Source organism: Acidovorax sp. 56 (assembly GCF_002749705.1).
GTDB lineage: Bacteria > Pseudomonadota > Gammaproteobacteria > Burkholderiales > Burkholderiaceae_C > Acidovorax.
This window is the reverse complement of the sequence record NZ_PEEV01000001.1, coordinates 4,620,564-4,634,419: the sequence shown is the minus strand read 5'-3', so window position 1 is coordinate 4,634,419 and position 13,856 is coordinate 4,620,564. Positions and strand designations below refer to the sequence as shown.

Genomic DNA, 13,856 nt, shown 5'->3' with positions numbered 1-13,856 from the left:
AGTTATCCACAAGTTACTAGCCATCCAAATCATTCCAACATTGCGGAGAAGAACATGGGAAAAATCATCGGTATTGACCTGGGCACGACGAACAGCTGCGTTTCCATCATGGAAGGCAACACCACGCGCGTGATCGAGAACAGCGAAGGTGCGCGCACCACGCCTTCCATCGTGGCGTACCAGGAAGACGGCGAGATCCTCGTCGGCGCCTCGGCCAAGCGGCAGGCCGTGACCAACCCGCGCAACACGCTGTACGCCGTCAAGCGCCTGATTGGCCGCAAGTTCACCGAAAAAGAAGTGCAAAAGGACATCGACCTGATGCCCTACAAGATCGTGGCCGCCGACAACGGCGACGCCTGGATCGAAGTGCGCGGCAACAAGCTGTCGGCCCAACAGGTGTCTGCCGACATCCTGCGCAAGATGAAGAAGACCGCCGAGGACTACCTGGGCGAAGCCGTGACGGAAGCCGTCATCACCGTGCCCGCGTACTTCAACGACGCACAGCGCCAAGCCACCAAGGACGCCGGCCGCATCGCAGGCCTGGACGTCAAGCGCATCATCAACGAGCCCACCGCCGCTGCCCTGGCCTTTGGCCTGGACAAGAGCGAAAAGGGTGACCGCAAGATCGCCGTGTATGACCTGGGTGGCGGCACATTCGACGTGTCCATCATCGAAATCGCGGACGTGGACGGCGAAAAGCAGTTCGAAGTGCTGTCGACCAACGGCGACACCTTCCTGGGCGGCGAAGACTTCGACCAGCGCATCATCGACTTCATCATCAGCGAGTTCAAGAAAGAGCAAGGCGTGGACCTGTCTAAGGACGTCCTGGCCCTGCAACGCCTGAAGGAAGCCGCTGAAAAGGCCAAGATCGAGCTGTCGAACTCGGCCTCCACCGACATCAACCTGCCCTACATCACGGCAGACGCATCGGGCCCCAAGCACTTGAACATCAAGCTCACCCGCGCCAAGCTGGAACAGCTGGTGGAAGAGTTGATCGAGCGCACCATCGCCCCTTGCCGCGTGGCCATCAAGGACGCTGGCGTGTCGGTGTCCGACATCCACGACGTGATCCTGGTCGGCGGCATGACCCGCATGCCCAAGGTGCAAGATAAGGTCAAGGAATTCTTCGGCAAGGACCCACGCAAGGACGTGAACCCTGACGAAGCCGTGGCCGTGGGCGCTGCGATCCAGGGCCAAGTGCTGTCGGGCGACCGCAAGGACGTGCTGCTGCTGGACGTGACCCCCCTGTCCCTGGGCATCGAAACCCTGGGCGGCGTCATGACCAAGATGATCACCAAGAACACGACCATTCCGACGAAGTTCGCACAGACCTTCTCGACGGCCGACGACAACCAGCCTGCCGTGACCATCAAGGTGTTCCAGGGCGAGCGTGAAATGGCCTCGGGCAACAAGCTGCTGGGTGAGTTCAACCTCGAAGGTATCCCACCTGCAGCCCGCGGCACGCCACAGATCGAAGTGTCGTTCGACATCGACGCCAACGGCATCTTGCATGTGGGCGCCAAGGACAAGGGCACTGGCAAGGAAAACAAGATCACCATCAAGGCCAACTCCGGCCTGTCGGAAGAAGAAATCCAGCAGATGGTGAAGGATGCCGAGCTGAACGCCGCCGACGACAAGAAGAAGCTGGAACTGGTGCAAGCCAAGAACCAGGGCGAGGCCGCCGTGCACAGCGTGAACAAGAGCCTGGCCGAGCATGGCGACAAGCTCGATGCCGCCGAAAAAGAGGCCATCACCACCGCCGTGAAGGCGCTGGAAGAGGTCTTGAAGGGCGAAGACAAGGCCTCGATCGACGAGAAGACCACGGCGCTGATGGCCGCCAGCCAGAAGCTGGGCGAGAAGATGTACGCCGAGTCGCAGGCAGCCCAGGCGGCCCAGGCCGCAGGCGGTGCTGATGGTGCGGGTGCATCTGCCTCCGCGTCTTCGGCCAAGCCTGCAGACGACGACAACGTGGTCGATGCCGAGGTGAAGGAAGTCAAGAAGGGCTGAACGCCTCCCCGCTGACCCCAGCCGCCGCGCGGGGCCCGAAGAGCCTGACAAACAGGTTCTAAGGCTTGCGCGGCGTTCCTGTTCCAACCGGGCCAAGAGCACCATGTCGAAAAGAGACTTTTACGAAATCCTGGGCGTTGCCAAAAACGCCTCGGACGAAGAAATCAAGAAGGCTTATCGCAAGCTGGCGATGAAGCACCACCCCGACCGCAACCAGGGTGATGCCGCCAAGCCTGCCGAAGAGAAATTCAAGGAGGCCAAAGAGGCCTACGAGATGCTCTCTGACCCGCAAAAGCGCGCCGCCTACGACCAGTACGGCCACGCAGGCGTGGACCCCAACATGCGCGGCCCCGGCGGGGCAGGCGCTGAGGGGTTTGGCGGCTTTGCCGAGGCCTTTGGCGACATCTTTGGCGACATGTTCGGCCAGCAAGGCGGGCGTGGGCGCGGAGCCGGTGGGCGCCAGGTGTACCGTGGCGGCGACCTCAGCTACGCCATGGAGATCACGCTGGAAGAAGCCGCACGCGGCAAGGATGCGCAGATCCGCATTCCCTCCTGGGACTCTTGCGACACCTGCCACGGCAGTGGCGCCAAGCCCGGCACCAGCGCCAAGACCTGCGGCACCTGCCAGGGCTCTGGCACCGTGCAGATGCGCCAGGGCTTTTTCAGCGTGCAGCAAACCTGCCCGCACTGCCGCGGCACGGGCAAGATCATTCCTGAGCCTTGCACGGCCTGCCACGGCCAGGGCAAGATCAAGAAGCAAAAGACGCTGGAAGTGAAGATTCCTGCGGGCATCGACGACGGCATGCGCATCCGCAGCACCGGCAACGGCGAGCCAGGCACCAACGGCGGCCCACCGGGCGACCTGTACATCGAAATCCGCATCAAGAAGCACGACATCTTCGAGCGCGACGGCGACGACCTGCACTGCCAGGTGCCGGTGAGCTTCATCACCGCTGCGCTGGGCGGCGAGATCGAAGTGCCCACCCTGCAAGGCAAGGCCGCCATCGACATCCCCGAAGGCACGCAAGCGGGCAAGCAGTTCCGCCTGCGCGGCAAGGGCGTCAAGGGCGTGCGCTCCAGCTACCCCGGCGACCTGTATTGCCACATTGCCGTCGAGACACCGGTGAAGCTGACCGAGCACCAACGCAAGCTGCTGCGCGAGCTGGAGGATTCGCTGAAAAAGGGCGGTGGCCGCCACTCCCCCAGCGGCGAGAGCTGGACGGACCGGTTGAAGAATTTCTTCAGCTGACCCCCGCACCGGCATGCCCTTGGGCATGCCCCACCCTGAAGCGACCGCGCCCTGTGCCCGGTCGCTTTTTTCATGCACGGCGCTGTCTTCTTGATGCGCATCAAGCAAACCCATGCACGACAGGCTGGCAGCCCACGACAGGCCTACCATGGGGGCTCTGCAGCAATGGGGGACACACATGGGCGTGAACATCACCTTCCTGGGCGGCTCGGGCACCGTCACCGGCTCCAAATACCTGGTGCGCCACAACGGCAAAAGCCTGCTGATCGATTGCGGGCTGTTCCAGGGCTACAAGCAGCTGCGGCTGCGCAACTGGCAGCCCTTGCCGCTGGAGCCGGGGCAGATCGACGCCGTGGTGCTCACCCACGCGCACCTGGACCACAGCGGCTACCTGCCGCTGCTCACACGCGATGGCTTTCGCGGCAACGTGCACGCCACCCCAGGCACCCGCGACCTGTGCGCCATCCTGCTGCCCGACAGCGGGCACCTGCAGGAGGAAGACGCCGCCTTTTTGAACCGCCACAACCTCAGCAGCCACGCGCCCGCCTTGCCGCTGTACACGCGGCTCGACGCATTGCACAGCCTCAAGCAGTTCAAGCCGCACCCGCTGCACCACCGCTTTGAGCCCCTGCCAGGCTGGCACGCCACCTTCTCCAACGCCGGGCACATCCTGGGCGCGGCCAGTGTGCTACTGGAGGTGGGCGGGCGGCGCATTCTGTTCTCGGGCGACCTGGGCCGGCCCGACGACATGCTGATGAACCCGCCCGATGCCCCGCCCGCTGCCGATACGGTGCTGATCGAATCCACCTACGGCGACCGGGAGCACCCTGCCGAAGACCTGCTCAGCGAGCTGGGCCCTGCGTTGGCGCGCCTGGCCGCACGCGGGGGGGTGGCGGTGGTGCCGGTGTTTGCCGTGGGCCGGGCGCAGGTGGTGCTGCATGCCATTGGCTTGCTCAAAGCGCAGGGCGTCATCCCCCCCTCGCTCAAGGTGTTTTTGGACAGCCCCATGGCCGTGAGCACCACGGGCCTGTACCAACACCACCTGGGCGAGCACCGCCTCAATGCCCGCGAAGTGAATGCGCTGGAGCATGGCGCGACCATGGTGCAAACACCCGAGCAATCCAAAGGCCTGGCGCGGCTGCACGGCCCCAGGGTCATCCTGGCGGCCAGCGGCATGGCCACGGGCGGGCGCGTGCTGCACCACCTGGCCCTGCACGCGGGCGACCACCGCAACATGGTCATCCTGACCGGGCACCAGGCCCCTGGCACGCGCGGTGCACGGCTTGCAGATGGAGAAAAATCCGTCCGCATCCACGGCCAGGACGTGGCGGTGCGCGCCGAGGTGGTCAAGCTCAGCTCGGCATCGGCGCACGCCGATGGCAACCAGCTCATCGCCTGGCTGCGCAGCATGGAGCACGCCCCGGAGCAAGTGTTTGTGGTGCACGGCGAAATGGGCGCGGCCGACCACCTGCGCCAGCGCATTGCGCACGAACTGCGCTGGTCCGCCCAGGTGCCGGAACATGGCAGCAGCGTAAGCCTGTGAACACGCGGTGCACGCTGCGCACAGCGGCACATCAAAAAGATGAGCGGCTAGCGCTTTATTCATATGGTTTTAAAAGGTATTTCATATTGAAACCCAATGAATACAAGCGCTAGCCGCTATTGCTTTTGAAAGCCATGCCTCCGAGAGACGCTTCAAGCGATGCAATTCATCGCATTCAACGATGGCGTGGTATGAAAAATGGGTAGAAAATGCAGAGTCTTCGCAAAACAAGAAGACTTAAAGCCTTCTACGCCCCCACAAGATGAAAAGCTCCGAGCGCAGCTTTGCGCGCCGCATTGACCTCACATCGCTGCAATTGTTTGTGGCGGTGTGTGAGCTGGGCAGCATCGGCCGCGCGGCCGAGCGCGAATTCATCGCCGCATCGGCCGTGAGCAAGCGCCTGTCCGACCTGGAGGCCGCCGTGGACACCGCCCTGCTCTACCGCCACAGCCGTGGCGTGACCCTGACCCCCGCGGGCGAAAGCCTGCTGCACCACGCCCGCACCGTGCTGTTTGGGCTGGAGCGCATGCAGGGCGAGCTGAGCGAATACGCCGAAGGCGTGCGCGGCCATGTGCGCATGCACGCCAACATCTCGGCCATCTTCCAGTTTCTGCCCGAAGACCTGGGCGCCTTTGCCCGCGAGCACAGCCAGATCAAGATCGACCTGCAAGAGCACCTGAGCAGCGACGTGCTGCACGCCGTGCAAGAAGGCGCCGCCGACCTGGGCATCTGCAACGTGGGCCAGGGCAGCGGTGGCGCGCAAGAGCTGCCCAGCCGCCCCTACCGCTGCGACCGTTTGGTGCTGGTTGTGCCTACAGGGCACGAATTGGCTTCGCTAGGCGCTATTGATTTTGAAGCAGTCCTGGACTGGGACATTGTGGGCCTGCACGCCAACAGCAGCATCAGCCTGGCCATGCGCGCCGCCGCCGCTGCCGCCGCGCGCCCGCTGCGCCAGCGCATCCAGGTCACGGGGCTCGATGCCATGTGCCGCATGATCGACAACGGCCTGGGCGTGGGCCTGCTGCCCGACCGCGCCTTTGCGCTGATGCGCGGCGTGGGCCGCCTGCAAGCCATTCCGCTGACCGACGACTGGGCCCACCGCGAACTGCGCGTGGTGGCCCGCGACTTTGACGCGCTGCCCGTCACGGCCCGACTGCTGGTCGAGCACCTCACGGCCCCGCACCAAGCCCAACACCAAGCCCCCAGACACACCACGACACCAGCCCCGGCGCAGCCCGCCGAGGCCTCGCCCGAATCGGCACCGCAGCACTGACATGACTGACGCAAAACAGGACCCCGGCAGGAGGCGCGCCCACAGCAAAGGCCGTTGCTGCATCCCAAGTTGCGCAAGTCCTCACTAAAATCATTGACCCACCTGAAAGAAGACCAAGCCATGGGACGCACCCTCTACGACAAGATCTGGGACGAACACGTTGTCCACACCGAGGAAGACGGCACGTCCATCCTCTACATCGACCGCCATCTGGTGCACGAAGTCACCAGCCCCCAGGCCTTTGAAGGCCTGCGCGAAGCCGGCCGCAAGGTGTGGCGCACCAGCTCCATCGTGGCCACGGCCGACCACAACACGCCCACCACCGGCTGGGAGCAAGGCTACGACGGCATCACCGATCCGATCAGCAAAGAGCAGATCACCACGCTGAACGACAACATGGCGCAGATCACGCCCGCTGCGTTCTTCCCCTTCATGCACAAGCGCCAAGGCATCGTGCACGTGATTGGCCCTGAAAACGGCGCAACCCTGCCCGGCATGACCGTGGTGTGCGGCGACAGCCACACCAGCACGCACGGCGCATTTGGCGCATTGGCCCACGGCATCGGCACCTCTGAGGTCGAGCATGTGATGGCCACGCAAACCCTGCTGGCCAAAAAGGCCAAGAACATGCTGGTGCAGGTCGATGGCACGCTGGCCAAAGGCGTGACGCCCAAGGACGTGGTGCTGGCCATCATCGGCAAGATCGGCACGGCCGGCGGCACGGGCTACACCATTGAATTTGCAGGCTCCGTCTTCCGCGCCATGAGCATGGAAGGCCGCATGACCGTGTGCAACATGGCCATCGAAGGTGGCGCCCGCGCAGGCCTGGTGGCCGTGGACGACAAGACCATTGAATACGTCAAGGGCCGCCCCCTGTCACCCACGGGCGTGGAATGGGACCAGGCCGTGGCGTACTGGAAGACGCTGCACTCCGACGCCGACGCGAAGTTCGACACCGTGGTCAAGCTCGACGCAGCCGACATCCAGCCGCAAGTGACCTGGGGCACCTCGCCCGAAATGGTGCTGGGCATTGACGCCCGCGTGCCCGACCCGGACAAGGAAAAGGACGCCAACAAGCGCGGCGCCATCGAGCGCGCCCTGACCTACATGGGCCTGCAGCCCGGCAAGGCGATCAACGACATCACCATCGACAAGGTGTTCATCGGCAGCTGCACCAACAGCCGCATCGAAGACATGCGCGAAGCCGCCGCCGTGGTGAAAAGCCTGGGCCGCAAGGTGGCCAGCAATGTGAAGCTGGCCATGGTGGTGCCCGGCTCGGGCCTGGTCAAAGAGCAGGCCGAGCGCGAAGGCCTGGACCAGATCTTCAAGGCCGCTGGCTTTGAATGGCGCGAACCCGGCTGCAGCATGTGCCTGGCCATGAACGCCGACCGCCTGGAGCCCGGCGAGCGCTGCGCCTCTACCTCCAACCGCAACTTTGAAGGCCGCCAGGGCGCTGGTGGCCGGACCCATCTCGTCAGCCCCGCCATGGCAGCCGCCGCCGCCGTGCACGGTCATTTTGTGGACATTCGCCAATTCGCCTGAAGGAGCTCGCCATGAAGAAAATTGCCGCAACCCTCATCGCACTGTCTGCCGCCTTGCTGCTGGTCGGGTGCAACACCGTCAAGGGCGTAGGCCAGGACGTTCAACGGGCAGGGGGCGCACTCGAACGCGCCGCCAACAAATAAACAAGGCACCCATGCAGAAATTCACCTTGCTCAAGGGCCTTGTGGCCCCCATGGACCGCGAGAACGTCGACACCGACGCAATCATTCCCAAGCAGTTCCTCAAGTCGATCAAGAAGACCGGCTTTGGCGTAAATCTGTTTGACGAGTGGCGCTACCTGGACCACGGCGAGCCCGGCCAAGATCCCGCCAGCCGCAAGCCCAACCCCGACTTTGTGCTGAACCAGCCGCGCTACGCAGGCGCCTCGGTGCTGCTGGCACGCAAGAACTTTGGCTGCGGCTCCAGCCGCGAGCACGCGCCGTGGGCGCTGGACCAGTACGGCTTTCGTGCCGTCATTGCGCCCAGCTTTGCCGACATCTTCTTCAACAACTGCTTCAAGAACGGCCTGCTGCCCATCGTGCTGCCCGAGGCCACGGTGGCCCAGTTGTTTGACGAAGTGCACGCCTTCCCCGGCTACCAACTCACCATCGACCTGGAGCGCCAAGTCATCGCGCGCCCCCAGGGCGAAGAGATTCCGTTCGAGGTGCAGGCCTTCCGCAAGTACTGCCTGCTCAACGGTTTTGACGACATTGGCCTCACCCTGCGCCAGTCCGACAAGATCCGCGCCTTTGAAGCCCAGCGCCTGGCCACCAAGCCCTGGCTTGCGCACTCGATGGTCTCCTGATTCAGATTTCAAGTAATCAAGCAAAAATGGCCTCTAGCGCTTATCTAATAAGCGCTGGCAGCTATCAAAAGTAAAGCACCAGACAATGAAAATCGCAGTTCTGCCGGGTGACGGCATCGGTACCGAAATCGTGGCCGAGGCCGTCAAGGTTCTCAAGGCACTCGACCTGAAGTTCGAAATGGAATCCGCCCTGGTCGGCGGCGCCGCCTACGAGGCGCATGGCCACCCGCTGCCCGAGTCCACCCTCAAACTCGCCAAGGAAGCCAACGCCATCCTGTTCGGCGCCGTGGGCGACTGGAAATACGACAAGCTCGACCGCCCCCTGCGCCCCGAGCAGGCCATCCTGGGCTTGCGCAAGAACCTGGGCCTGTTCGCCAACTTCCGCCCTGCCATCTGCTACGAGCAACTGGTGGGCGCATCGAGCCTCAAGCCCGAGCTGATCGCGGGCCTGGACATCCTCATCATTCGCGAGCTGACCGGCGACATCTACTTCGGCCAGCCCCGTGGCCGCCGCGTGGCCACCGACGGCCACTTCCCCGGTGCCGAAGAAGCCTTCGACACCATGCGCTACAGCCGCCCCGAGATTGAGCGCATCGCCCACGTCGCCTTCCAGGCAGCCCGCAAGCGCAACAAGAAGGTCACCAGCGTGGACAAGGCCAACGTGCTCGAAACCTTCCAGTTCTGGAAGGACGTGGTCACCGACGTGCACAAGGAATACCCCGACGTCGAACTGCAGCACATGTACGTGGACAACGCGGCCATGCAACTGGTCAAGGCGCCCAAGGCGTTTGACGTGGTCGTGACGGGCAACATGTTTGGCGACATCCTGTCGGACGAAGCCTCCATGCTCACCGGCTCCATCGGCATGCTGCCTTCGGCCAGCCTGAACAGCAGCAACCAGGGCCTGTACGAACCCAGCCACGGCAGCGCCCCCGACATCGCTGGCAAGGGCGTGGCCAACCCGCTGGCCACCATCCTCTCGGCCGCGATGATGCTGCGCTTCAGCCTGAACCAGGAAGCCGCTGCCCAGCGCATCGAAGGCGCCGTGCAAAAGGTGCTGGCCCAGGGTCTGCGCACGCCCGACATCTACAGCGAAGGCACCACCAAGGTGGGCACGGCGCAAATGGGGGATGCGGTGGTGAAGGCGCTGGGCTGAACGACGCCAGCACGACCCACTTAAAGGGCGGCCATGGCCGCCCTTTTTTCTGCCAGGCACCTCTGTACGCAATCTCCCCATTGGCCAGCTGGCACATTCAGCTAGAATCCACACCCATGTTTGCCGCCCGCCCGTTCGTCCTGAACACCGCTACTGCCGCCCTGGCAGGCGTGGCTGTGCGCGCAATCACCACCAAAACCACGACCATTATTAAGGGCTGATCCAGCTCCGGTACCGTCGTGCGCCCTCCCTGGCCAGACGAGCCGGGGCAAACAGTCTGGTCTGGCACTGTTTCTTAATCTGAAAGGGCGTTGAAATGAGCAAGTTGGTAGGTTTGGTCGGCTGGCGCGGCATGGTCGGCTCGGTGTTGATGGACCGCATGATCGAAGAAAAAGACTTCGATCTGATCGAGCCATTGTTCTTCTCCACGTCCAACGCAGGCGGCAAAGCCCCCGCGCAGGCCAAGAACGAGACCACACTGCAAGACGCGTTCAACATCGACGCCTTGAAGCGCTGCGACATCATCATCACCGCGCAAGGTGGCGACTACACCACGGAAGTCTTCCCCAAGCTGCGCGCTGCGGGCTGGAACGGCCATTGGATCGATGCTGCTTCGACCCTGCGCATGGAAAAAGACGCGGTCATCATCCTGGACCCCGTCAACATGCCCGTCATCAAGGACGCGCTGGCCCACGGCGGCAAGAACTGGGTGGGCGGCAACTGCACCGTGAGCTGCATGCTGATGGGCGTGGGCGCGCTGTACAAGGCCGGGCTGGTCGAGTGGATGAGCACCCAGACCTACCAGGCGGCATCGGGCGGCGGCGCGCAGCACATGCGCGAATTGCTCACCCAATACGGCACGCTGAATGCCGAAGTGAAATCCCTGCTCGACGACCCCAAGAGCGCCATCCTGGAAATCGACCGCAAGGTCATCGCCAAGCAGCGCGCACTGACCGGCGCTGAAACCGCCAACTTTGGCGTGCCCCTGGGCGGCTCGCTGATCCCCTGGATCGACAAGGACCTGGGTAACGGCATGTCCAAGGAAGAGTGGAAGGGCATGGCCGAGACCAACAAGATCCTCGGGTTGGGCGAGGGCTTCAGCTCTGCGGCTATTCCCGTAGACGGCTTCTGCGTGCGCGTGGGCGCCATGCGCTGCCACAGCCAGGCCCTGACCTTCAAGCTCAAGAAGGACGTGCCCGTGGCCGACCTCGAAGCCATGATCGCCGCCGACAACGAGTGGGTGAAGGTGGTGCCTAACACCCGCGAAGCCACTATCAAGGACCTGACCCCCGTGGCCGTGACGGGCACCATGACCATCCCGGTAGGCCGCATCCGCAAGCTGGCGATGGGCCCTGAATATGTGGGCGCCTTCACCATTGGCGACCAATTGCTGTGGGGCGCTGCCGAGCCACTGCGCCGCATGCTGCGCATTTTGCTGGCCGCCTGATCCGGCTGCCGCACCGAAGGCGCGCAAAACTTCGGTTTTGCGCGCTTTTTTCATAAATGGGCGGGAAACAACCAGTTACGCCACGTTGCCGTTTGGCAACATGTTTTTGCACCAATTTGGGGCGCAATGCGGCGGACCAAAGCTTCGGCACCACCTCAGCTTGTCAGTGCAAAACATTGCTGCTATGGTGCTTTTTACATATTTTCACGCGCCGGGGCGGGAACCAGATCATGAGAAAAACAGCACCGCTCGACCGAGCCGCAAAACCTAATCAGTTGATGGCAAACATGCATCGTTGGAAATTTTCAGCTTTAGCGGCCGCGGCCGTGGTCTCTGCCGGTTTTTACACCAGCGAAGCATCTGCTCTGGCTTTGGGCCGCATCACAGTCCAATCTGCGCTGGGCGAGCCCCTGCGTGCAGAAATTGACGTGCCGCAAATCACCCCGGCCGAAGCCGAAACCCTGCGCACTTCCACGGCATCGCCTGAAGTGTTTCGCTCACAGGGCATGGAGTTCACCCCCCTGATGAACGCCTTGCAGGTGCAGCTGCAACGCCGCGCCGATGGCAGCGCCGTGCTGCGCGTCACCAGCGATCGCCCCGTCAACGAGCCCTTTGTCGATTTGGTGCTGGACACCACCTGGGGCACAGGCAAGATTGTTCGCAGCTACACCATGCTGTTTGACCCGCCAGCGCTGCGCCGCGCTGCGCCCACCGTGACGGCATCGCCCCAAGTGGCTGCACAGGCCGCAAGCCCTGCACCAGCCTCTCGCGCTACACCTGCGGCTGCGGCTGCGCCTGCCACACCCCGTGCAGCACCGGCACCCCGCCCTGCAGCGGCGCCCGCCTCTGGCGATGGCGTTACCGTCAAGGCCGGCGACACCGCTGGCCGCATCGCCAACGCCCACCGCCCCGCAGATGTGTCTCTCGACCAGATGCTGGTGGCCATGATGCGCACCAACCCCGATGCCTTCATCCAAGGCAACGTGAACCGCGTGCGCGCCGGTGCCGTGCTGCAAATGCCTGATGAGGCCACCGTCAAATCGGTGCCCACCAGCGAAGCACGCCAAATTCTGTCGGCCCAAAGCCGCGACTTCAACACCTTCCGCCGCAAGCTGGCAGACTCCGCACCGAGCACCACCGTGGCCTCGGCAGAACGCTCTGCCAGCGGCAAGGTGCAGGCACAGGTCGAAGACCGCAAGCCCGCCACCGCCGCCCCAGACAAGCTGACCATCTCCAAGGGCTCGCTCAAAGGCCAGAAGGCAGCAGAAGACCAATTGGCCAAGGACAAGCAAGCCAGCGAGGCCAACGCCCGCATGGCCGAGCTGTCCAAGAACATCAGCGACCTGAACAAGGTCAGTGCAGCGTCGGCGGCCGGAGCAGCCCCCGCAGCGGCTGCGCCTGCCAGTGCCCCCGCCGCCATCAAGGTTGAGGCGCCCAGCGTTCCAGCCACGCCCACCGCACCCGAAGCCCCAGCATCGGCGCCCGCAGTGCCTGCGGAAGCCGCCAGCGTGCCTGCTGAAGCAGCCTCTGCTGCGTCGGATGCCGCATCGGCACCAGTCGCGGAAGCCTCTGCCCCCGTGGCACCCAAGCCCGTACCGGTTCCACCACCACCCGTTGAAGAACCCAGCTTCTTCTCGGGCCTGTTCGACGACCCCATGATCCCATTGGCCGGTGGCGGCCTGCTGGCCTTGCTGGCTGGCTTTGGGGTGTACCGGGTCGTGCAGCGCCGCCGCAATGCCGACGGGGTGGACAGCTCCTTCCTCGAAAGCCGCATCCAGCCCGATTCGTTCTTCGGCGCCAGCGGTGGCCAGCGCATTGACACGGCCAACAGCGAGATGACCACGGGTGGTTCGTCCATGGCCTATTCGCCCAGCCAGCTGGATGCGGGTGGCGATGTCGACCCCGTGGCCGAAGCCGACGTGTACCTGGCCTATGGCCGCGACCTGCAGGCCGAAGAAATCCTGAAAGAAGCCGTTCGCCACAACCCCGCCCGCGTCTCGGTGCACGTGAAGCTGGGCGAAATCTACGCCAAGCGCCAAGACCGCAAGGCCCTGGAAGCTGTGGCGGGTGATGTGTTCAAACTCACCCAAGGCGAAGGCCCTGACTGGGCACGCATTGCCGACCTGGGCCGCACGCTGGACCCTGAAAACCCGTTGTACCAACCCGGCGGCCGCCCAGGCGGTAGCGCAGACCAGGCTCCTGCGGGCGTCTTTGCCTCGACCATGCCTGGTGCCGTGGGCGCAGCGGGTGCTGCCTTGCCTTCTGACCTGGACTTGGACCTGGACCTGGACCTGCCCGATGACGCACTGACCGATGCGCCTGCAGCCGGAGGCTTTGCGGCTGCCGCGGCAGCCTCGGGCCTGGCGCCTGATTTGGCCCTGCCCAACTTGGACGACGAACCCGAGACCGCCCGTGCCCCCATGGCCGAAGCGGCCCACACGTTGAACTCGGTGGACGACTTGACCATGCTGCCGTCGGCGCTGACCCCGCTGTCCGCCAGTGCACCTGATGCCAACGCTCTAGAGTTCGATCTGGGTGACCTGTCTCTGGACCTCACGGCCCCAGCACAGCCCGCCGCTCCTGTGGTCAGCGAAGAAATCATCACTGCGTCGGCCCCTATGGACGACGACGATGATGGCGAAGCTGCTGCCCACGACGATCCGCTGGCCACCAAACTGGCCTTGGCAGAAGAGTTCAACGCCATCGGCGACACCGACGGTGCCCGCACACTGATTGAGGAAGTCGTGGCGGAAGCCACGGGCGCGCTCAAAACCCGTGCCCAGCGTTTGCTCGCTGAATTGGGCTAATGCAGGCAGACGCCCCGCCCGAGCACC

The 13,856-nt window shown here is 64.0% G+C and carries 10 protein-coding genes; all 10 read left to right on the top strand.

All coding sequences use genetic code 11. From position 1 onward, the window contains the following. Window positions 1–54: 54 nt before the first annotated feature. The 10 genes from dnaK to CLU88_RS20490 all read left to right on the top strand — a co-directional run bounded on the left by dnaK (window position 55) and on the right by CLU88_RS20490 (window position 13,829). Window positions 55–2,007, top strand: a complete 1,953-nt coding sequence (gene dnaK, locus CLU88_RS20535) for a molecular chaperone DnaK (protein WP_099658187.1) — start codon at window positions 55–57, stop codon at window positions 2,005–2,007. 103 nt (window positions 2,008–2,110) lie between these two features. After that, window positions 2,111–3,256: a molecular chaperone DnaJ gene (dnaJ, locus tag CLU88_RS20530; protein ID WP_099658186.1), complete on the top strand. Its 1,146-nt coding sequence runs from the start codon at window positions 2,111–2,113 to the stop codon at window positions 3,254–3,256. 178 nt (window positions 3,257–3,434) lie between these two features. Next, on the top strand, window positions 3,435–4,799 hold the full coding sequence (locus CLU88_RS20525; protein WP_099658185.1) for an MBL fold metallo-hydrolase: 1,365 nt from the start codon (window positions 3,435–3,437) through the stop codon (window positions 4,797–4,799). A gap of 262 nt (window positions 4,800–5,061) precedes the next feature. Continuing rightward, window positions 5,062–6,072: a LysR family transcriptional regulator gene (locus CLU88_RS20520; protein ID WP_233205540.1), complete on the top strand. Its 1,011-nt coding sequence runs from the start codon at window positions 5,062–5,064 to the stop codon at window positions 6,070–6,072. 120 nt (window positions 6,073–6,192) lie between these two features. Next, window positions 6,193–7,614, top strand: a complete 1,422-nt coding sequence (gene leuC, locus CLU88_RS20515; RefSeq protein WP_099659042.1) for a 3-isopropylmalate dehydratase large subunit — start codon at window positions 6,193–6,195, stop codon at window positions 7,612–7,614. Between the two features lie 11 nt (window positions 7,615–7,625). Continuing rightward, complete coding sequence (locus tag CLU88_RS20510; RefSeq protein WP_099658184.1) at window positions 7,626–7,757, top strand: entericidin A/B family lipoprotein; 132 nt, start codon at window positions 7,626–7,628, stop codon at window positions 7,755–7,757. 11 nt (window positions 7,758–7,768) lie between these two features. Continuing rightward, window positions 7,769–8,419 (top strand): 3-isopropylmalate dehydratase small subunit, encoded by a 651-nt coding sequence (leuD, locus tag CLU88_RS20505; protein ID WP_099658183.1) that lies wholly within the window; start codon window positions 7,769–7,771, stop codon window positions 8,417–8,419. Window positions 8,420–8,504: 85 nt separating this feature from the next. Continuing rightward, entirely contained in the window at window positions 8,505–9,575 is a 1,071-nt protein-coding gene (gene leuB / locus CLU88_RS20500; protein ID WP_099658182.1) for a 3-isopropylmalate dehydrogenase, read from the top strand. Window positions 9,576–9,891: 316 nt separating this feature from the next. Continuing rightward, window positions 9,892–11,022, top strand: a complete 1,131-nt coding sequence (gene asd / locus CLU88_RS20495; RefSeq protein WP_099658181.1) for an aspartate-semialdehyde dehydrogenase — start codon at window positions 9,892–9,894, stop codon at window positions 11,020–11,022. A 287-nt stretch (window positions 11,023–11,309) separates the two neighbouring features. Continuing rightward, window positions 11,310–13,829, top strand: coding sequence for a FimV/HubP family polar landmark protein (locus tag CLU88_RS20490; protein WP_099659041.1), 2,520 nt, complete (start codon window positions 11,310–11,312; stop codon window positions 13,827–13,829). The last annotated feature ends 27 nt before the right edge of the window (window positions 13,830–13,856 follow it).